General features: G+C 43.6%; 20 protein-coding genes. 12 read left to right on the top strand and 8 right to left on the bottom strand.

The window, feature by feature from the left end; translation table 11 throughout:
* The first annotated feature begins 1 nt into the window (after position 1).
* Together ACHUFW_RS03020 and ACHUFW_RS03015 are read left to right on the top strand one after the other, a co-directional pair.
* Complete coding sequence (locus ACHUFW_RS03020; RefSeq protein WP_394200526.1) at positions 2 to 526, top strand: gluconokinase; 525 nt, start codon at positions 2 to 4, stop codon at positions 524 to 526.
* Positions 507 to 1298, top strand: coding sequence for a CBM9 family sugar-binding protein (locus ACHUFW_RS03015; RefSeq protein WP_394200525.1), 792 nt, complete (start codon positions 507 to 509; stop codon positions 1296 to 1298). Before ACHUFW_RS03020 ends, ACHUFW_RS03015 begins: the two co-directional genes overlap by 20 nt.
* 26 nt (positions 1299 to 1324) lie before the next feature.
* Here ACHUFW_RS03015 and ACHUFW_RS03010 read toward each other — a convergent pair whose 3' ends face one another.
* A complete protein-coding gene (locus ACHUFW_RS03010; RefSeq protein WP_394201117.1) occupies positions 1325 to 1774 on the bottom strand; it encodes a YaiI/YqxD family protein in 450 nt (149 codons plus the stop codon).
* A gap of 307 nt (positions 1775 to 2081) precedes the next feature.
* Here ACHUFW_RS03010 and ACHUFW_RS03005 point away from each other — a divergent pair, with 307 nt between their 5' ends.
* The gene (locus ACHUFW_RS03005; RefSeq protein WP_394200524.1) at positions 2082 to 2753 is read left to right on the top strand and encodes a DUF2461 domain-containing protein; all 672 of its coding nucleotides are present in this window, start codon (positions 2082 to 2084) and stop codon (positions 2751 to 2753) included.
* A 195-nt stretch (positions 2754 to 2948) separates the two neighbouring features.
* On the top strand, positions 2949 to 4523 hold the full coding sequence (locus ACHUFW_RS03000; RefSeq protein WP_394200523.1) for a BCCT family transporter: 1575 nt from the start codon (positions 2949 to 2951) through the stop codon (positions 4521 to 4523).
* A 93-nt stretch (positions 4524 to 4616) separates the two neighbouring features.
* On the opposite strand, the gene ACHUFW_RS02995 is transcribed toward ACHUFW_RS03000, so the two are convergent.
* Positions 4617 to 5333, bottom strand: coding sequence for a 3'-5' exonuclease (locus ACHUFW_RS02995; protein ID WP_394200522.1), 717 nt, complete (start codon positions 5331 to 5333; stop codon positions 4617 to 4619).
* Positions 5333 to 7222 carry a DUF294 nucleotidyltransferase-like domain-containing protein gene (locus ACHUFW_RS02990; RefSeq protein WP_394200521.1) on the bottom strand — a complete coding sequence of 630 codons (1890 nt, stop codon included), beginning with the start codon at positions 7220 to 7222 and terminating at the stop codon, positions 5333 to 5335. Before ACHUFW_RS02990 ends, ACHUFW_RS02995 begins: the two co-directional genes overlap by 1 nt.
* A gap of 209 nt (positions 7223 to 7431) precedes the next feature.
* Between ACHUFW_RS02990 and ACHUFW_RS02985 the strand changes: the two genes are divergently transcribed.
* Entirely contained in the window at positions 7432 to 8802 is a 1371-nt protein-coding gene (locus ACHUFW_RS02985; RefSeq protein ID WP_394200520.1) for an RsmB/NOP family class I SAM-dependent RNA methyltransferase, read from the top strand.
* A gap of 150 nt (positions 8803 to 8952) precedes the next feature.
* A complete protein-coding gene (locus ACHUFW_RS02980) occupies positions 8953 to 9132 on the top strand; it encodes a hypothetical protein (RefSeq protein WP_394200519.1) in 180 nt (59 codons plus the stop codon).
* A gap of 123 nt (positions 9133 to 9255) precedes the next feature.
* On the opposite strand, the gene ACHUFW_RS02975 is transcribed toward ACHUFW_RS02980, so the two are convergent.
* Positions 9256 to 9801 (bottom strand): YfaZ family outer membrane protein, encoded by a 546-nt coding sequence (locus ACHUFW_RS02975; RefSeq protein WP_394201116.1) that lies wholly within the window; start codon positions 9799 to 9801, stop codon positions 9256 to 9258.
* A gap of 234 nt (positions 9802 to 10035) precedes the next feature.
* On the opposite strand from ACHUFW_RS02975, the gene ACHUFW_RS02970 reads away from it, so the two are divergent.
* On the top strand, positions 10036 to 10515 hold the full coding sequence (locus ACHUFW_RS02970) for a glutathione peroxidase (RefSeq protein WP_394200518.1): 480 nt from the start codon (positions 10036 to 10038) through the stop codon (positions 10513 to 10515).
* Between the two features lie 2067 nt (positions 10516 to 12582).
* Here ACHUFW_RS02970 and ACHUFW_RS02965 read toward each other — a convergent pair.
* Complete coding sequence (locus ACHUFW_RS02965) at positions 12583 to 14373, bottom strand: M1 family metallopeptidase (protein WP_394200517.1); 1791 nt, start codon at positions 14371 to 14373, stop codon at positions 12583 to 12585.
* Positions 14374 to 14526: 153 nt separating this feature from the next.
* Between ACHUFW_RS02965 and ACHUFW_RS02960 the strand changes: the two genes are divergently transcribed.
* Entirely contained in the window at positions 14527 to 15390 is an 864-nt protein-coding gene (locus ACHUFW_RS02960) for a collagenase (protein ID WP_394200516.1), read from the top strand.
* Between the two features lie 265 nt (positions 15391 to 15655).
* Here ACHUFW_RS02960 and ACHUFW_RS02955 read toward each other — a convergent pair whose 3' ends face one another.
* Both ACHUFW_RS02955 and ACHUFW_RS02950 read right to left on the bottom strand, forming a co-directional pair.
* A complete protein-coding gene (locus ACHUFW_RS02955) occupies positions 15656 to 15799 on the bottom strand; it encodes a hypothetical protein (protein ID WP_394200515.1) in 144 nt (47 codons plus the stop codon).
* A gap of 151 nt (positions 15800 to 15950) precedes the next feature.
* Positions 15951 to 16103, bottom strand: a complete 153-nt coding sequence (locus ACHUFW_RS02950; RefSeq protein ID WP_394200514.1) for a hypothetical protein — start codon at positions 16101 to 16103, stop codon at positions 15951 to 15953.
* Positions 16104 to 16687: 584 nt separating this feature from the next.
* Here ACHUFW_RS02950 and ACHUFW_RS02945 point away from each other — a divergent pair.
* The 4 genes from ACHUFW_RS02945 to ACHUFW_RS02930 all read left to right on the top strand — a co-directional run bounded on the left by ACHUFW_RS02945 (position 16688) and on the right by ACHUFW_RS02930 (position 19226).
* The gene (locus tag ACHUFW_RS02945; RefSeq protein WP_394200513.1) at positions 16688 to 16870 is read left to right on the top strand and encodes a hypothetical protein; all 183 of its coding nucleotides are present in this window, start codon (positions 16688 to 16690) and stop codon (positions 16868 to 16870) included.
* 492 nt (positions 16871 to 17362) lie between these two features.
* Positions 17363 to 18421 carry a flagellar hook-basal body complex protein gene (locus tag ACHUFW_RS02940; RefSeq protein ID WP_394200512.1) on the top strand — a complete coding sequence of 353 codons (1059 nt, stop codon included), beginning with the start codon at positions 17363 to 17365 and terminating at the stop codon, positions 18419 to 18421.
* Positions 18422 to 18519: 98 nt separating this feature from the next.
* Positions 18520 to 18954 carry a GNAT family N-acetyltransferase gene (locus tag ACHUFW_RS02935; protein ID WP_394200511.1) on the top strand — a complete coding sequence of 145 codons (435 nt, stop codon included), beginning with the start codon at positions 18520 to 18522 and terminating at the stop codon, positions 18952 to 18954.
* A gap of 23 nt (positions 18955 to 18977) precedes the next feature.
* On the top strand, positions 18978 to 19226 hold the full coding sequence (locus ACHUFW_RS02930; RefSeq protein WP_394200510.1) for a hypothetical protein: 249 nt from the start codon (positions 18978 to 18980) through the stop codon (positions 19224 to 19226).
* Between the two features lie 80 nt (positions 19227 to 19306).
* On the opposite strand, the gene ACHUFW_RS02925 is transcribed toward ACHUFW_RS02930, so the two are convergent.
* Complete coding sequence (locus ACHUFW_RS02925) at positions 19307 to 20278, bottom strand: PstS family phosphate ABC transporter substrate-binding protein (RefSeq protein WP_394200509.1); 972 nt, start codon at positions 20276 to 20278, stop codon at positions 19307 to 19309.
* Between the last annotated feature and the right edge of the window lie 718 nt (positions 20279 to 20996).

The raw sequence follows: 20996 nt of genomic DNA, 5'->3' as shown, positions 1-20996 counted from the left end.
TATGGGGAGTTCCACACCTCAGCTAATCATTATTATGGGCATAAGCGGCAGTGGTAAAAGCCTACTTGCTAAGCTGTTAGCCAAGCAGCTCAACGCCTGTTTTTTAGATGCCGATGATTACCACAGCCCAGAAGCCAAGCAAAAAATGGCCAACGGGCATCCTTTAACCGAGCAAGATCGTGCGCCATGGATCGCTCGGTTAATCGCAAAAATAGCCACTAAACTGCAGCAAGGTACTCCTTGTGTTATGGCATATTCAGGACTAAAAGCTCACCATAGGCAACAATTCATACCACTGTGCAATACAGCCTGTTTCATTCACCTTGACCCGGCTGAAGCGGTGATAAAATCGCGATTATCTGCACGGCAAAACCACTTCTTCAACCCTAATTTGCTGGCCTCGCAAATCAGCGCTTTTGAGGCGCCCGAGCAGCAAGAAACCCTATATCGTATTGACCAAGATTTGCCCCCAGAGCAATTATTGCAGCACGCCATGGAGATCATCGATGCGCACAAACAATATTAATGGGTACTCGCTGTTTCGCCCTATGGTTATCGGACTTTGCTTAGTCATACTGGCATTTTCTACCAGAGCCAATTACCAAGCGCCTTATACGACAACACCTCCGAATATAGACGGTCAAATCGATGCCAAACTATGGAATAACGCGCCTTGGCTTGCCATCAATAAGCCGATTATCGGACCACTGCCTGACGAACAAGACTTCAGTGGTAAAGTGCGTCTTATGTGGGACCAGCAATACCTGTATTTACAGGCTGTGATTAGTGATGATGTGATATTTGATCAATACGCCAATCCGTTACATCGCTATTGGGATGATGACTGTTTGGAGCTATTTGTCGATGAAGATAATAGTGGTGGCTTGCATCAATATAATTTCAATGCATTTGCTTATCATGTCGCGGTTGATAATCAAGTCGTCGATTTTGGACCAGGAGAAACTGCCCAAGCCAAAGGCGGGCCGATGTTGTTCAATGACCATATTCATAGCCGTTGGCAAAGGAGCAAACAATCTCCCCATCACATCGTTTGGGAACTTGCAGTAAAGATCTACTCAGATAAATACTCAGTACATGAGCCTGCAAGTCAGCACCACGCTAGGGTCACGCTCAGCCAAAATAAGGTGATGGGCTTTATGCTGGCCTATTGTGATAACGATGGGGCAGAATCTCGCCAGCACTTTATTGGCACCCATGAGATAACGCCTATCAACGGTGATAAAAACCTGGGTTACATCACCGCTGATGTTTTTGGCCAATTAACCTTGGTAAAATGACTGTAGCTCACCTGCACGGCTTGATGCTAACGATGATACTTGGTGATAAAACGGTCTAACTGGTTGCCAAATGCTTGCTTTTCACTTGCGCCTATCGCCGCCGGCCCGCCAGTTTGTACACCGCTGGCACGCATGGTATCCATAAAGTCGCGCATATTTAAAATCGACTTAATATTATGTTCGGTATAGAGCTCACCGCGAGGGTTAAGCGCAAAGCCGCCCTTATCAATCACTTCAGATGCGAGCGGAATATCAGCGGTTATCACTAAATCTCCGCAACTTAAACGCTTAACAATTTCATCATCAGCAACATCAAAACCGGACGATACCGTGACCATTTTAATATAGGGCGATGGCGGTACTCGCATACTGTGATTGGCTATCAAGGTTGTTGGGACTTTAGCCCGGTCTGCGGCGCGAAATAATATTTCTTTTATCACAGTGGGACAAGCGTCCGCATCAACCCAAATATTCATCATTTTTACCTAAATTACTGTCGGTTATTCAGCGTTGCCGCTTGATATTGAATGACGGCGACTATATCACAACTTCTCAATGGCGATCGAATCAGTCAATCAGCCCTAATCTCTGAAATGAGCCATAAAACGCGACCTGCGCCACTGTCACTGCCTTGGCATTTATGTTAGTTTGGCTGATGGATGAGATTCTAAAGCGCATTACGAAAAATGCTGCTAAATCATGGTGCGGACAATAGAAGTCATCCCTGCTAAACAGGTATTGATGACAGCGAACAGTGCCAGGTAATCACTTTAAGGACCCTTCATGTTTGATAAGCATTGCTTAGGCTTCCTCCACCAATTAGCCAACAACAATAATCGACAATGGTTTAAAGCGCATCAAGACCAATATGAAGCGCAAGTGCGTGGGCCCGCATTGCAGTTTATTGAAAACATGGGTCCCCATATCAATGAGCTGTCGCCGCGCCTCAATGCCGTAGCAAAGAAAGTGGGTGGCAGCTTAATGCGTCCCCAACGTGATGCACGGTTTAGTAAAGATAAAACACCGTACAAAATTAATGTCGGTATTCAATTTAGACATTTTCAGGGCAAAGATGTCCACGCCCCAGGTTTATATCTGCATATTGCTAATGATGGCTGCTTCATAGGCGCTGGCATTTGGCATCCAGACAGTAAAGCACTCAACCAAATCCGCACCTGTATCGACGAAAACCCTCGCGCTTATACTAAGGCACTTGAAGCGCTCACAAAGGGGCAATTTGAAATGCAAGGAGACAGCCTGATCCGGCCTCCAAAAGGATTTGATAAGCATCATCCACTTATCGATGAGCTCAAGCGCAAAGATTTCATTGCTATCAGGCCATTTACCGCTGAGCAGCTCTATCAAGACAATTTTGAACAATGGTGCGCTGTGCAGTTTGCCCACACGCAAAAGCTGATGAGTTACCTCTGCTTTGCACTTGGACTCGATTATTAAATCAGTGCACGACATGTGTCATCACTGCTACCGGGTTGAAAAACTCGCCTTGGTGACTAAAACTTATAAGAATGTGGCCCCAGTGAGCTGATAGTTCGCTCACTAACAGAGGAAACCTATTACTAACAAAATCCATTTTTCGCTAACTAATGAAATTCACTCCCATCGAATGATAACCGTTCTAACTGAGGATAAATGACCACCAATAAAGATAAATACAGTATTGATAACACCGACTACACCGTCGGCCAAGATAACATCCAAAAATGGGGGTTTGATGTTCACAACCCGGTGTTTGGTATCAGCGCCTCCTTAATCAGCCTGTTTCTGGTTGCCATACTTATCGTTGACCCCGCCACCTCCAAAGCCGCATTAGATGGCGTGAAAAACACAATCATCAATAGTTTTGATGGCCTATTCATGTGGTCGGCCAATATTTTTGTGTTGTTTTGCATCACTATGATCATCTCACCATTTGGCAAAGTGAGATTGGGGGGCACCCAAGCTAAAGCCGATTACTCATTACTGTCCTGGATAGCCATGCTATTTGCTGCGGGAATGGGAATTGGCCTGATGTTTTGGGGCGTTGCCGAACCAGCAGCTTACTTTACCGGCTGGTTTGAAACCCCACTAAATGTCACCCCCAACACCCCTGAAGCCGCTAAGTTAGCATTAGGTGCAACCATGTTCCATTGGGGCCTGCATCCATGGGCGATTTATGGCGTGGTGTCACTTTCTCTTGCTTTCTTTGCTTATAACAAAGGACTGCCGCTATCAATGCGGTCAGTATTTTACCCAATACTGGGCGATCGAACTTGGGGTTGGCCTGGACATATCATCGATATTCTCGCAGTACTGGCAACCCTATTTGGCTTGGCTACTTCATTAGGGCTCGGTGCACAGCAAGCAGCCAGTGGTTTTCATCATGTATTCGGGTTTGACAACGGCTTAATGCTGCAAATCGGCATCATCTTTGTTATCACGTTAGTGGCGGTTGTCTCAGTGATGCGCGGCATCGACGGTGGTGTAAAAATCATCAGTAATATCAATATGCTACTCGCCCTAGCCTTAGTCGTTTTTGTTGCCTTAGTCTCGTTTGCTGTGGCGATGGGAACCATTCCAACAACGATCATGGGTTACCTTGAGAATATCATTCCGCTAAGTAACCCTATCGGTCGTGAAGACCAAGCGTGGATGCATGGCTGGACTGTTTTCTATTGGGCTTGGTGGATTTCATGGTCACCTTTCGTGGGCATGTTCATCGCGCGTATTTCTCGCGGCCGCACGATTCGTGAATTCATGATAGCGGTACTTATCGTCCCCACTCTAGTGACGATCGTTTGGATGTCGGTATTTGGCGGTGTAGCAATTGATCAAATCGTCAATAAAGTCGGCACCTTAGGTTCACAAGGCCTAACAGAAGTGCCTCTCGCCATGTTCCAAATGTTTGATGCATTGCCCATGGGCAGTATCTTGTCACTCATTGCGATTATCTTAGTCTTAGTATTCTTTGTGACCTCGTCAGACTCAGGGTCCTTAGTGATTGACAGCATCACCTCAGGTGGCAAAGTCGATGCACCAGTGCCACAACGGGTATTTTGGGCATTCATTGAAGGTGCCATTGCCGCAGGCTTAGTTTGGGTTGGTGGCACGCAAGCTATCGAAGCGCTTCAAGCTGGGGCGATTTCCACCGCCCTGCCTTTCACACTGATTTTATTGGTGATGTGCTTGAGCTTAATCATGGGACTAAGAACCGAGCCGCGTCGCTAGTCACAACAATGGGATAATACCAAAGCCAAGCCATTAGCGGCTTGGCTTTTTGCTATCTGCTGACGTTAAATCAACTAAATGGTCAAGCAGTGACTATAGCCACAGTTTCTTAATGGGGGTATCAGCACTAAAGTGGTATTGAATTTGCGCTTGAAGTAACTCAGCAGTCGCCACAGCATCGGTTACCGCATCATGGGGGGGGTAACTCGGCAAGTGATAGCGACTGCGGGTATTGGCTAAGCGCAGTGAAACCGGACGCTTTAGCCTAAACCAGTCGAAAAAAACCGACCGCTTAGCTTGTTGAATATCCGCTTCAATCTGCATGGTATCAATGAGTGGAAACACGATCCCTTCATTGATTAAGCTGCGAAGGGCGGCATCAAAAAAGTCGCGCTCTATTCGCCGGTAATGTACCACCACGACTTTACCCGCCAGTTCATCTAGCAACTGCTCTAGAATTCTAAGTAGATCCGGAGCACCTTTTAAATCAGAATGGGTAATGCCATGAATAATCACCGACTCTTCTTTTAGCTTATCTTCTGGTGTAACAAACCAATGCTTTGCTTGACGACATAACACTCGTTGCAAAGTAAAAGGCACTAAGCCAATACTGATAATACTGTTTTGACGCGCATCCAGTCCGGTCGTTTCAAAATCTAGAGCAACAAATTGGATATCTTTTAACGGCGTTTCACTGTCATAGGTGCCAACTTGGTAAAAGCTCTGCAGCCTCGCATCAGTGCTTTGACGCTGCTTAACTTGCAAAAAAGCTTGCCAATTTAGCACCTCTTGATTAGTAAAGTTCTCCATTACTTGGCTGCCTGCATACTGTTAGCACTATAGCGGAACTTCAAAAAGTTCTGCGCACTGCTTAACACCAAAAACGCATCTTTGAGATTACGCCGTTCAAAATCCGACATATTCTCCGGCTCAATGTTATTGTCTGGTTCTTGCTGCGCTTCAATATCCAGTGCTTGGTGACGAATACGCACCAGCGAGATTAACTCCATCGCATGTTGTAAGTCCTTACCCTTCGATGGCGGTAGAATCCCCGCCTCAATAATATCTTCAAGGCGATCAAAAGAGTTTTGATGTTGCGAGCCGATAGCCAGCGCATGTACCCGGATTAAATCTGCCAATGGCGCGGTGCCACGTCGTTTTAAATTTATCGAGTTATTGTGGCGGCCATCCTTCTCCATCACAAAATCTCTAAAGAAGCCTAAAGGTGGCGTTCTACTCAGCGCATTCCTTGCTAAACAAGCCAAAAATCGATTATTTTTCTTTGCCTTACGTAAGATAAATGCATTAAGTTGTTCGGCCCATTTAGGCCGGCCATAGACCCCATAAAGGTCAAAGAAAATAGAGCAGTTCAATAGGGCCTGCGGGTTGGGATTATCAATCCAATCGGCAAAACAGGCCTCCCACTGGCCTTGGGTTTTACGATACTCAGGGTTGGTCGCCATGATATCGCCACTGCAATAGGTGTAGCCGCACGCAGCTAAGCCGTCGCAGACAAAGTGCGCTAACTGCTCAAAGTATTCACCGTGGAGTTCCTGCTGATAGTCATTATCTAAAATAATGGCATTATCTTGATCAGTCACAATCAACTGCTCGTCACGCGCCATTGAACCTAGCGCTAAAAAGCAATAAGGCACAGGCGGCGGGCCTAACTTCTCTTCCGCCAGTTCTAACAAACGCTGCTTAAAACTTCGGCCTATTTCTGACATCGCCCTACCCACCATATGTGAGTTAGCGTCTTCGTTAACCATACGCACAAAGCAATCTTTGAGCTGTGCCGAGAGGACCACCAGATCCTCAACACTGTTTTGCTGAAAAATACTGCTTACGATCAGCAAGCTGTTCTGTGATTCGTAGCGAATAATATCGGTTACTTCAATGAGACCGACAGGCTGGCGATTTCTTAACACTGGTAGATGATGCACGTTATAGCGCAACATCAATAACATTGCCTCAAAAATATAGGCGTTGTGATCCAGCGAAATCAGCTCTGTCGACATCACCTCTTCCACGGGCGTATCAACGGCTAAGCCATCTGCCACCACTTTTGCACATAGGTCACGCACAGTGATAATGCCCACAAAGCTATTGCCCCCCTCATCGGCCAAATTGGGGTCTTTAATGATGGCTGCCGAGACATTTTCTTGCGACAAAATGCTCGCCACTTCCTTTACCGGTGTGCTGATAGGCAAAATCACTGGCTCACCACTGAGGAGGGTTTTCACTTTAGAGGTGGTCAGTGAGTTAGCATCATCACTATTGTCTTCCACTGCTTGTTGCAATCGGACGCTGCCCTCAACCTCAACAAATTCGGCAAAGGCATCATAACGCTCACAAAAATCTTCAAACAGGTTTTCGGGAATGCAATAGAGCAAAGTATCTTTTATGGCTTTGGCTGGGTAGCGCACTTTATTGTTAGTCAGCAGTCCCATCTGTCCAAAGATTCCACCTTGGTCGAGGCGGTTGTATAGTTCACCATTGCGGCGATAAACCTCAACAACCCCGCTGCGGATCATATATAAATCGGTAATTTTATCGCCAAGTTCAATGATGCTACTTCCGGCTCGGAAATAGGAGATCTCCACACTGTTGGACACATCAATTAGCGCTTGCTCAGGTAACTGATCAAACGGCGGGTACTGCCGTATAAAGTTTTGAATTTCAAGTAACTCTGCTTGCATGATGCGCTCGGTTTCAACAGGTTATGTCGTTACTGTGAGTATATGGCATCCGCGGTGGACTTGCAGCAAAGCCAGCTAAAAAAACCACTAAGCCACTGGCAAAAATGAACCCAGCACTCTTTGCAGAAAGAGCAACTCACATAAGTTATCCACTGTCCGCGTTTCTTTGCTACAATTGCGCCAAGTTTTATCCTCTGTAAGCATCCAAGATGACCGATGACACTTCATCAAGCCTAAGTAATACCGCTAATTTGCATGCCAATATCGACGCAGTCAATGGCGCACAAAAGCGCGCTCTCAGTTACAGTCAAACACTGCACTTGCTCATTTCGCAAATATTTGCCGAAAAAATGCCAGCAGATAGAGTGCTTGCAGACTACTTTCGCGCTAACAAGAAACATGGCTCAAAAGACAGGCGGGTGATCCGCGAAAGCCTGTTTGGTGTTTTTCGTTGGTGGGGTTGGTTCAAAAAGTTAGAAACACCGCTCACCCAACAACAAAGCTGGTTTGCCGCGTTGGCGATAACTGCAAAGTTTGAGCAACACAAATGGGCAGATATTGCCGAAGCTTGGTCTACATTTGCTAACTTAACGCTACCGACATCGACCACTGACTTAGCCAGTGTTGAACAAAAATGCCAATACTTGAATCAGTGCTACCCACAGTATCAGTTTTCTGGCCAAGACCTGCTACCCGAGTGGTTTTGGCATCACCTTACCCCCATGGATGAATCGCAACAGCAACAGCTTATTGAATCAATGAGCTGCCGCCCCCCCATCTGGGGCCGTGTGCAAAGTATGACTGTCAATGAGGCATGTGATCACTTGAGTCAGCTTGACATTGATGCCAGCCCATCGATGTATTTTAGTGATGCTATTCATTTAGGGCACAAGAATATCAATTTGACGGGTTTAGACTTATACCTGCAAGGCAAACTGGAAATTCAAGATCTTGGATCACAAGTTATCGGTCAAATTTGTGCCCCCAAGCCCAATGAGATTTGGTGGGATACCTGCAGCGGCGCTGGCGGTAAAAGTTTGCAATTACGCGCATTAATGTTGGCGCAAAACCCCAACAGCCAAGGTGGGGTCGTCGCCTCAGATATACGTAAGAAACCACTCGAGGAGTTACAAAAACGCGCTAAGCGAGCCAAGTACAACAATATCACCACCGCACCTTGGGTGAGTGAAGCCCTCCCGATAGATGCCGATACCATTGATCATGTATTGGTTGATGCCCCTTGTAGCTGCACCGGTACTTGGCGTCGTAACCCAGACATGCGCTGGTTAGACGATGCTTCAGCGATTACTGACAAACCCGCGTTACAACTCGATATTCTTACACGCAGCAGCGCAGCGGTAAAAACCGGCAGCTACTTAGTGTATGCCACTTGCTCGTTAGCAACCGCAGAAAATCAAGACGTAGTGCAGCGCTTTTTAGCACAGCATCCGCAATTTGAACTACTCAGCGTGCAGCATCCGTTTACCAAAAACGATACGCAAATGTTGACCGTTCTGCCGTTTGAAGCTGATAGCGATGGTATGTTTGTCGCCAAAATGGTTAACCGCGGCAATCAATAACCAAAGAGCCAGCAGGATCAGCTGCTGGCTTAACCTAGGCAGGCAAACAAACAGTTGTCATCTGCCTTTCACACAGGTGTCATCTAGGTGCAACTTAAGCCACTTAGCATCAAAGCGAAACGATATTCAGCATTTGTTTTGGAATAAGAGATGGCACAGGATCAATACCACGACGAAGCCCTTTGGCTCGATGAGGCTTCTGAAAAACAGCAGCGTAAACGTAATAAGCAACGTCGTCGCAGCCACAATAACCAGCACCGACGTCAACACAGCGACAACGCCTATTTTGATGACCCTATTGAAGATTACCGCGACAGCCAGTGGCGTTAAACCTCAAGCGTCAATCATAAAAAAAGCCAAACACTTGTGTTTGGCTTTTTAGATTCAGGTGAAAGTTCACCCTTTATCTCTATAAGAGCGACCGGCGCTAATGCTCAAATACCCTAGTCCGGTTTAAAATGCAGCACTACCACCGATATAGAAACCACTATCAAACGTTGAGTTATGATTATTGTCATACTGCAAACGAATATTACGGTAACCGGCAAACAACGCCAGAGATGGGTTCAGCTTATATTGAATTTTGCTATCTAATTCATATTGACCATCAACACTGCCAAAAGACAATACTGACGGTGCATAATAACCTGAGGCTAAAAATGAAATATTCGAGCCCAGATCCATCGCATAACGACCACCTATACCGATTGCACTGCCATTAGCACTTCGTTTCGCCCAGTAGTATGAATACTTAGCACCAATCTCAAAATGGTGGATACCTGCATCATGGGTCATATGCATTGCGCCACTGGCCGCATGACCACCATCAGTAGCATATATATAGCCAAAAACCGCGTTAGCATTTCTGTTCAAATCAACTGCTAACTCAGTAGAAATCGCGTCATCATTTAAACCAACAGTAAAGTCGTTAGCATAAACACTCGACGTTAATAGAGCACAACTTAGCGCAAGCACTGCGCGAGATTTTATAGCCATAATACTTAGCCTCAACAATTTTCGGCAAGCATACCAAAAGCAAAACCATTCAACTATCTTTTTGTTTTTAATGAGTTTAACAACAAAAACCACGCAACAAACTTAACTAAAATGGGTTACACTTTTTACAGTGACACTACACTTTCAATAATGACTTGGTGATAAATAATGCAAATTAAATTGTGTACAACTTAATTTGTGATACAGTGACCCTATCCCACTACTTGGAGCTCAACCATGTCTATTTACAATTTCAACGCTGAATCCATCACTAAAGAACAAATCGAAATGTCGGCCTATACCGGTAAAGTCGTATTGATCGTTAATACCGCGAGTGCCTGCGGTTTTACGCCGCAATATAAAGAGCTTCAAGCACTCTATGAAAAATATGGTCCGGACAACTTTGTAGTTTTGGGCTTTCCCTGTAATCAATTTGGTCAGCAAGAAAAGGCCGATGAAGCAACAATCAATCAGTTTTGTGAATTGAACTTTGGTGTCAGCTTCCCACTGTTTGCCAAGGTAGACGTCAATGGCGAGCACGCCGCACCACTATTCGACTATTTAAAGCAACAAGCACCGGGACTACTTGGCAGTAAAAAAATCAAATGGAACTTCACCAAGTTCTTAGTAGACAGCCAGGGTAAAGTGGTAAATCGCTATGCGCCGACAACGAAACCCAGTGCGTTAGAAAAAGATATTGAGAAATTACTAAACTAATTCATGTGGTTATAAAACAATCATTTTTATTTGATTATTTTTTGAACTTTTTAGTGGTGGATGACTCCAAATATTGAACGCGAAATTGATTTTCAAGTTCGTCATTCTCCCTGGGACTTCTAGCGCAGTCCCCTTGATCTTAATCGATCAACAGGCAACCCCCTTGGTTGCCTTTTTTTATGCTCGAAATTTGGGCACATTGATCTCTATCGGTTAAATTTTTCTCAGATAGAGCAGCTGGTCAAATAGGTTTCAATCGCGGCGAGCGGCTGTTTGTTTGACGTTTGCATGCTAAGCCAATACCACTAAACAAATTACTTCTGAACAAACTACTTCTGAGCTAATGCCTCTGAACAAACACGAAAACGCCCTGTATCCTTTCCACCTAACCTCTCCACCGAATAGCAAAAATTAGAGGACAAAATCAGCCCCTTATAACGATGCGCCCAATGACTGATAATTGTCGACAGAACAAATTACCAAAAATTGCTAACTGCAATGAACTTTTAGCGAAAGTGAGACCCTGAGTATATGTCACCGATTTTCAAAGGTAGCGTAAAACTTCGGCAAGCAACTGCCAATACTGTTTTTCGATACCCGTGTTTTCAGTTCATCATCATCTCCCTTGAGTGTGTTAAACACTCTGTCAGTGAGAGCACGCTAGCGCATTGGCCACTGATATTTGAATACTGTTTAGCGTTAAACGAGTATGTTATGGCGACCAAGATGGTCGCCATTTTTTTATCCTTGCTAGGGCGTGTTGACCTTTCGCGGTTAAATTTTGTTCGAGACACAAGCGTTTTTATCGCGGCGAGAGGTTTGCCGCCTAGCATGCTAAGCAAAATACCTCTCAACAAAGAGTAAAACGCTTGTAGCCGAACCCTTCGGGCAGCGTTTGTGGTTCCTTTCTACTGCGTTATTGGCTTATCAAGTAGTGCAACTACATATCAAAGCCTCTGCCTTGTATAAAGAACCCACAAACTGCTGCAAAAATCAGCTCGAAAGGTCAACACGCCCTAACAAAGCAATTCATCTGCTTTGATTCTTTAACATAGCGAATAAACAGCTAAGCAACTAAACGACTTAGCATCATATAAACCGATTTATCGTCTCACTCGATTTAATAATCTGACTAATTAAGGCCTAAGCTTGCATACACAAAAGTAGATATGTTTAATTTCAAACACTTACAAAGATAATGCCACAAGATTAAAATCTGCCAAGCCGAGTAAACGACACTTATCCGCACTCTTTTAAAAAAATATCCAAATAATTTCATCTGTAAATGAACTTTTTGCTATTAGCATACTCTGAGTATATGTAACCGATTTTCATGGTAGCGAAAAATCAGGCAATTGACTGCCAACCCCAATTTTCGATACCTGTGTTTTCAGTTCATCATCATCTCCCTTGGGTGTGATAAACACCCTGTCAGTGGAACCACGCTAGCGTATTGGCCACTGATGTTTAGAATACTGATTTAGTATCTTATGGCGACCAAATGGTCGCCATTTTTTTTACCTGTTTCGCAGTTATTCTGCGCTCGCGACTTATCACTTACCCTGTTTTGGCTAGGCGGCTTTCCATCTTGCAAACTAACCCAATACAAAAGGGGGTTGTTGCCAACCGTGTCATTCTTTCCGACTTCTATAAAACATTTATTGTGAGCGTCATAATTTGATGCGTAAGCGAGCCAGGGACTAGCAAACAGCCTTTTAGCAAACAGCCTTTTAGCAAAAGGCTTAAGCAATACGAAAAAATTGAAGTTTTTTTGTTGTTAATTGAACTTTTGCAGCGATTGAGACTCTGAATAACAGTAACCGAATTTAATGATGTTAATTGTCATCATTCAGACAGCCACTTTGGCCTCAGGTGAGAGAATTAATATCGGTGTTTTCAGTTCATCATCATCTCCCTTGGGTGTGATAAACACCCTGTCAGTAGAACCACGCTAGCGCATTGGCCACTGATGTTTAGAATACTGTTTTAGTATCTTATGGCGACCAAATGGTCGCCATTTTTTTATCCCCATACTCAATCGTTATGTTGCAAGCTAATACCAACTTCTTATACTGGTTGGTATAACAGTCTGTCTAACTGCACAGCAATAGATGGATGGTATCCAGCACGAGCTTGTTGATAAATCTGCTTAACTTCAGCCTGATAACCGTTAAGCATCAGCTCTGAATAAAGCGGCTTGACGAACTTACCGCGGCCAATTTTGACAAGAAACTCACGAAGACAAGCAAGCACGGGATCATAATGATTACGAATAGCAACTCTAAACCAATCACAAGCAATTTCAGCATTGGTTGAGTGGGTAAAATCAAATTGCTCATCCAATTGAATCAACTGTTCTTGGCTTAATTGCTCCGGTAAAGTATTTAAAAAATACTGCCAATGATGCACAGTCCAGTCGTGGCAATCTTGCTTATCAATTTGACCATTAGCCACAAATCTCGCCAGCAATGTGTCAACTTTATCTAGGCTGGTTGACGTTGGCGCCACAAAACTCTCTGGCATACCTTCACCATATACCCAATCCAGCAAGGCTTGCTCTGTTATCTTGTCACCATGTTCTTTCAAAAGCGTTTGTTTTGCGTAATCAACAAACACTTCTGTGGTAATGGCTTTAAAGGCAAAATGATCAACATATTCAAATAGGAATTTATCAAACGCGGCGCGGCCTAAACGCGCTTCAAGCTCATGAATAAACATCGACGCTTTATCATAGGTAAACCGATTAAAGGCTAAGTTTGGATCTTCGTTTTGTACATTGGCTGGTAACGTTTGTGTCGATAGGGGCAAACTTGCTAATTCTTCTTGCAGGCGACCGTACTCTAACACCAGTTCAAGCTCAGCCTGTTCTTTACCGTAAACCGCTTCCACAATGCGATTGGTAAAATAGGTGGTAAAGCCTTCATTGAGCCACAAATCACGCCATGTGGCATTACTAACTAGATTCCCAGTCCAGGAATGAGCCAATTCATGGGCTACCGTCGACACTAAACTTTTGTCACCTGCGATCAAGGTCGGCGTAATGAACGCCAATCTTGGGTTTTCCATGCCGCCAAAAGGAAAGCTCGGTGGCAGTACGATCATGTCATAGCGCCCCCAAGGGTATGGCCCTAGCAAACTCTCAGCAATCTCTACCATGGTTTCAGTGTCTTCAAACTCTTTTAACGCGGCATCTAACACTTCAGGCTCAGCGTATACCCCGGTTCGCGCACCAATCTCACCAAATTGCAGATCCCCCACTGCCAACGCTAACAAGTGGGTTGGCATGGGTTTCTCCATGGTAAATTGAAACTCACCGAGCAAAGGCGTTGTGGGTGAATTCATCGCACTCATCACCGCGCGCATGCCATGGGGCACGCTCACGGTGGCATCAAAAGTGATCCTCGCTTTGGGGGTATCTTGTAAAGGGATCCAACTGCGGGCATTAATCGGTTGCGATTGACTGAATAAAAATGGCAACTTTTTGCCGCTAGTTTGCGCTGGTGTTAACCATTGTAAGCCCTGAGCCTCCGGGCTAGTACGGTAATTGACTGTCACATAATCACAGTTATCTATTAAGGAGACAGTAATGCACTGGCCTAACATTTCATCGCTTGCCCCCATTTGGTAGCTTAGCGAACGCCCATGTGCGTCTTCGATACGCTGGATGATTAAATCTCGACTATCTAGCAACAAGGTTCGACAATCAATGTCATGAAAACTCAGATGCAATTTAACCTGACCCGACAGCTGTTGCTGGGCAAAATCAACGTCCACAGCCAAACTAATGTGCTTTACCGACACTTCATCCACATTAGCAAATGAATGGTAATCTTTGTTATTATCCCACTGCTTTTTCACAACTTCCCCTTGTCATCATGACATTGCCATAGCTCACCATTACTTCAATCCGTCATGGCATTAGCCAAGAAACTGCTGATTGACTTCATTCGGTGAAAATGAAACACTAAATTAAATATTGTATACAATAATAACAATGAGAGGAACTTTAACGTGAAGCTCAGCCCTTTAGCAGTGTTATTACTGCCACTTGCTATCTCCCCTGCACAAGCCGAAAGCGTCGCGCCACTTGAGCAAGTGCTCATACAAGTACACGCGTGCAGTGATACGATTATCTTACGTTCACAGTCTTTATCTAACGAGCAGACCCAACAAGCCTGTGCACTGTTACAAAAACAGGAAGCTAATTTCCACCAGCTTTTTAATACACTTGATAAGCCAGTACGCGATGATAACAATACTAGCATGCGCGCTAATATCTACGCATCACGGGATGACTATGTAAAGTATGTCACCGCTCACTTTGATGTCCCAAGTGATAACGGTGGTATGTTTCTAGAAGGTTTGCCACACATCGACGGCAACCAAGCAGAATTTGTCGCCTACGAAAAGCAAGGCCAAATATGGAATCTTGCCCATGAATATGTGCATTACCTCGATGGCCGCTTTAATTTATGGGGCGATTTTTGCGCTTCATTACATGACTCCCACAGCGCACCAGAATACTGCCCTCAGCCTGCCCCGCTGCTACCACACTTAGTCTGGTGGAGTGAAGGTATTGCCGAATATATCAGCCAAGGCGACAACAACCCCAAGGCGATAGCCATCACTAAAGAGCAGAACTATGCCCTTAGCGATCTATTTAATACCAGTTACGAGACCAATGGTGGCAGCGACCGAGTCTACCGCTGGGGTTACCTAGCGGTACGATATATGATGGAGCAGCAACGGGAGAAAGTGGAAACCATGCTAAGTTTTACCCGCAATGGTGACTATGCTCGCTACCAAGCCTTAGTAAAGCAATGGGGCACCAGTATGGATGCAGACTTCCAAGCTTGGTTGAAAACACTGAAATAGCTATCAACACACTCACACCGATAGAGTGAATAACTAAATTAAGGGTGAAATACAGTTATTTAAATCATAGTGAAAAATAATGTGATTTTTTTCACTTAATTTTGGAACTATTTGTGATTATTCGACTCTGATTATATGAACAGAATTTGTATCGATTGATTTTTTTTGAAGTGAGTCGATTTATGTTTTCATTGTTCATCATCATTCCCTTTAGACAGTGTCTAGCGCCACTGTCACCGGATTCCGAATTGGAACCTTAGCGACCTTATTTTGGTCGCTTTTTTTTGCCTTGATTTTGGTGAATCAAGGTTTGTGGATGGTGGTAGTCTTTCGCTTCCTGCGGGGTGTATGCAGATACTTCTTCGGCTCGCTGTAAACCCATCCATGGGCGCTCTACGACAGCATCCATGCTGTCAAAGGCCTCAGCCGCATCTACACTAGGTTAATTGCCGCTTCGATTTGCCTTCAATGTGAAGCTTCAAATTACAATGCTCACAGTATTAATCATCGGTACATATGCTCTTTTCTCTAAAGCCAACGGGTGACAGTACGATTTACCACTATGGCCGACAATGGGTTTTCGCCTCCAGCGGGGGAAGTTGTGGCCATCGGCCTGATGGCTGGAAATAAGGTCTCGCTTCCAGCGTGGTTTGTGCAGATACTTCTTCGGCTCGCTGTAAACCCACCCATGGGCGCTCTACGACAGCATCCATGCTGTCAAAGGCCTCAGCCGCATCTACACTAGGTTAATTGCCGCTTCGATTTGCCTTCAATGTGAAGCTTCGTATTTGTATGCTTAAAAGAATCAATCAAACAAATACTTAGTCTAATTCGAATGTGGATATGTAACCATTAACCTAATTGCTGGCGGTAAGAGTTTCGCTACAGCAGAGAGGAGTTGTGGCCATCGACGGCCTGGTGAGTAATTGCAGGTTTGCGCCTCCAGCGGGGGATATGTGTGATTATGCTTATGACACGCCATGAATACATCCGTGTAGGCTTCACGGCGACGTCCTGTCGCCGAGAGTCAACACACATTCACACTAAGTTAATTGTCTCTTCGATTTTGCGTTATCTAAATGCATTAGGGATTGTTTGCTATTTCCCCTTTTATAAATCTAGTATTGTTAGAGGCTACCAAGATTTTCCCGTCGCGAAATTCGCTTTTGAAATGGTCGCAGGACATTGACCTACCAATTGACCTTTTTCAAATAATGAATGCGTAACTGATAGACTACCTAAAAAGACCGGTACAAAGTAGACTCTTGTTGGTAACGTGATTAGGAGAGCATCGACAGTGATATCGTTTCAACCTTGTAGTGACTTGTTAGCTTCTGCGCAAATCACTTTTGATAATATGCGTAGCTACTATGAACATTATTCGGTTGACTGGCAGCTAACACAAATCCATGCGCAGTTAACGGATTTAGATAACTGGGATATCGTTTACAACGGTGAGAATGTGCTAGAACATAATTGATAGCTGTACCAACCTCTGTATTCATGAACAACTGACACGGATGACACACGACAGCCTGCCACAGAAAGTCAACACGCATCCTCACAAGAAGCGTCTCTTTGAGCCAACAGTAATTTAGCGCAAAGAATATAAATTGTTATTGGGAGTATATTTGATCTAGATTATTGATTTAACGCAATATAATAGACTAAAGTATAACCAATTAAGGATAAGTCTGGGCTAGCATGACTTCAGCAATCAAGCGCGCCACATATGGATGAGGAAGCTATTCAAAAGTCTAACTAGTATGTATACACAATCGCTACCAGCCGAGAAAATAACAAGTAAACAAAATAGTTAAATTTAGCTTATCCAAAAGCAAACAGCAGTTTCGATGTATAAAACACTGAAATTATTGTAGTCGATAACTTATCATCCAAAAGCCTGTTACCGCCCACCATAAAACAAAGCTAATTATTGAATATAGATTTTTAATTTTTAAAGGAATATAAAATGAAATCGGCCCACTATATTTTTATGATAATATTGTTCCTAGCTGCTTGTAACTCTGAATCAGATAATGTCACTGTGGTCATACCGGAGCCACCTGTCATAACACCTCCTAGTGAGGAAGGTCGCATAGGAGAATTTAAGTTACAAACAGCAGTTGAGACTGACTTTTTTGTTTTTCGAAAATCACTTGAGTCTCTAGACCTATACTACTCCAATTCAAACTCTCTACACTTTAACAAAAATGGATATTTAGTTAATAAACAAGGCTCACCTCTATTAGCTTTTCCTGTAAATCCTGATGGAAGCCTATCAAGCGTGAGCATTGATACAAGCCAACCGATACGGATAAGTTACAGTTCAGGCAGCCCAAAACCCACGGACAAAATAAAAATCAGCACAAATTTGCCGCAAAATAGTAACGAGCTTTATATCGATGAATTTAACAATAGTGACCCTTTGACCTTTAATCATTCAGCATCTACGCCAGTAATTGATTCATTAGGTGATACACATATTCTTACTTTCTACTTTGTTCATGTTAGCGCTGATATGAATACATGGGAGTTCCGCTTAGCACTTAATAATAATATTGTGCACCCCGCTATCGAACAAATTATTGACTTTGATGACAATGGTTTACTAGATATTGATGACGGTGACCACGATGGTTTTGCAACCACAGACAATGGACTAATTGATAGTATAAACATCCCGTTAAATAATGGAGCAAATGATTTAAACATTTCCCTTGATTTTACGGCCAATACAACATCTTTTGACAGTAACTTTGAGGTTACCTCTCTTGATGCAACTGGTTTCTATACAGGCCGTGTAGAGGTATTCAAAGTTGAGCCCAATGGTCTAATAACTTTGTCTTACACAAATGGACAAGATGAATTACTTGGTAAGGTTGCTTTTGCGAAATTTCATAGCCCATATAATCTACAACCATTAGGCAACTCTTTATGGGCGGAAACAGAAGAGTCTGGAACACCAATCTATGGTGAACCACAAGCTGTTAATTTTGATTCTATTTTACCTGTGGATCATAATTTTTAGAAAATACGATAATTAGTCTTTTACTCTCTAAATAACCTAAACGTTAAAACACCTGTTAAAAGATTCATGTTGGCAACGTGATTAGGAGATCATCAACCGTGATATCGTTTCAACCTTGTAGTGACTTGTTAGCTTCTGCGCAAATCACTTTTGATAATATGCGTAGCTACTATGAACATTACTCGGTTGACTGGCAGATATCGCAAATCCATGCGCAGTTAACGGATTTAGATAACTGGGATATTGTTTACAAGGGTGAGATTGTCGGTGCGATTCGTTTAGCCTATGACAACCAAGGTTGTTATTTGCGTGACTTGCAAGTGTCGCAGGATTATCAAAATAAAGGCATAGGTCGCGAAGCGATTGCTGAAGTCAAACGCTTGGCGATAAAAGCGGGAGCCAATCAACTTAGGCTACGGGTTTTTAAAATCAGCCCTGCCGTAGGATTATACCAAGCGGTGGGTTTTACCATAGACTCAGAGGAAGACAGGTTTTATTACATGTCCTTGCAAATAGCTAAGTCGGACATTTAAGGCGATTAAAGAAAGGATTCCTAATGAATATCGAAAAATGGAAAGTTATTAGAGCAAAAGGTAAAACACGTTTTGTGGTTCAACATGGCGTATTATATTGGGGCATCTCTACTGCGCTGATGTGGTCAGTCATCATGCACTTTATTGAACCTACAGAGCCTATCTGGGTAAGGCCGCTAATTGCATTAATATTATTTCCCCTAGGCGGGCTCGCTTTTGGTTTTATCGTTTGGCGCTCATCAGAAGCTAAGTTCGCTAATCGAACTAAATAATCAAAGTCATCTCACAAGCTAACCGTTAAACGATCAAAAAAGGCCTCAATAGAGGCCTTTTTCAATATCTTGCTATTTAATTAAAGACGGATACCGGCTTTAGCTAAATCTTTTGCAGTCACTGAGCGAGGTAGTGGTACATAACCATCTTTCTCAACAATTTTCTGACCTTGCTTAGACAGTACAAAGCGTAGGAACTCACGCTCTAGCGGTGCTAGGTCTTTATTTGGGTGCTTGTTCACGTATACGTATAGGTAACGTGATAGTGGGTAAGTACCGTTTGCTGCGTTTGCTGCTGTTGCTTCAACAAACTTGTCGCCTTTTTTCGATACTGCTACCGCTTTAACACCTGCAGTCTTGTAACCGATACCTGAGTAACCAATCGCGTTGAGTGATTGTGATACTGACTGTACAACTGATGCAGAACCTGGTTGCTCGTTCACGTTAGCTTTAAAGTCACCTTTACACAGTGCTTTCTTTTTGAAGTAACCATAAGTACCTGATACTGAGTTACGACCATATAGCTGTACGTCTCGTGCAGACCAACCACCTTCTAGGCCAACATCGCCCCAACGTTTAACGTCGTTACCGCCACACTTGTGTGTTGCAGAGAAGATACCATCGATCTCATCGATGCTTAGTCCTTTGATTGGGTTATCTTTGTGTACAAAAACAGCAAGTGCATCAATCGCTACACGAATCGCTGTTGGCTGATAACCGTAATGCTTTTCAAATGCTTCAACTTCGTTTGGCTTCATTTGACGGCTCATTGGGCCAAATTGTGAAGTACCTTCAGTCAATGCTGGTGGCGCAGTTGAAGAACCCGCTGCTTGAATTTGAATGTTTACGTTTGGATAAAGCTCTTTATACTCTTCGGCCCACAAAGTCATCATGTTAGCCAAGGTATCTGAACCTACAGAAGATAGGTTGCCTGAAACACCACTGGTTTTTTCATATACTGGTAGAGTCTGGTCAATTGCAGCCATAGATGCTGCAGAAAAGACACTAGCGGCTGTAAGACTAACCGCACCGACAAGCTGTTTAAGTTTCATTCTTTGCTCCAATGTTAAGCGAACTTGCTTAGTAACTTTATTAAGTTGCAGCTAGTATCAATCGCAACAGTGACAAGTCTATGACCAAGATGTGACACTTAAATGACAAAGCGCGATATTTTCACTTAAAAACGGTTATTTTTGGCGTTATTGCTCATTTGATAACGAAAACCTGCCGTGTTTCGTCAAATTTCTGCAAAAATTCCGCCTTATTAAACTGACGTTCCTTGCAACCCCAAAGTGGCATTAACTCTTATTTAGCCATCACCCTCACCGGCCTTAACTAAATCCTTATACCAATCGGCATAAAGATGTGATCGCTCAGCGAGAGTTTAGCGCTTCTGAGACAAGGCAACGAATGAAGGGCATAGTTACTCTACGTTCAAGTTCGTTTACACAGTATCAGAAGTGCTAAAACTCGCCCTTTGGGAGCTTTTTTGGCTGCCTACTTCTTCGTTGAATAACTTCCCAATAGAACCACTATTACTTAAGTTATTCGTCTCGAACTAGTTTGCCAAAAATAGCTCTGAGTAGAGCACTTTCTTATGCCGATTGGTATTACTTGGTTTACAACAAATGTCACAGTCACTTTTTTATACGGCTATTTCTTCACAAAGCAGCTCTTCAATAAACGGATCTTCAGTAAAAAGTATTGAGTGGCAAAGAGGTCAGTCACTAAGCATAAAAAAGCGACCCTTTGGCCGCTTAAATTCTATGT

It is taken from the genome of Shewanella waksmanii, assembly GCF_043643685.1.
GTDB lineage: Bacteria > Pseudomonadota > Gammaproteobacteria > Enterobacterales > Shewanellaceae > Shewanella > Shewanella waksmanii_A.
Note: the sequence above shows the minus strand (reverse complement) of the source record. Positions and strands in the feature narration are given on the sequence as shown.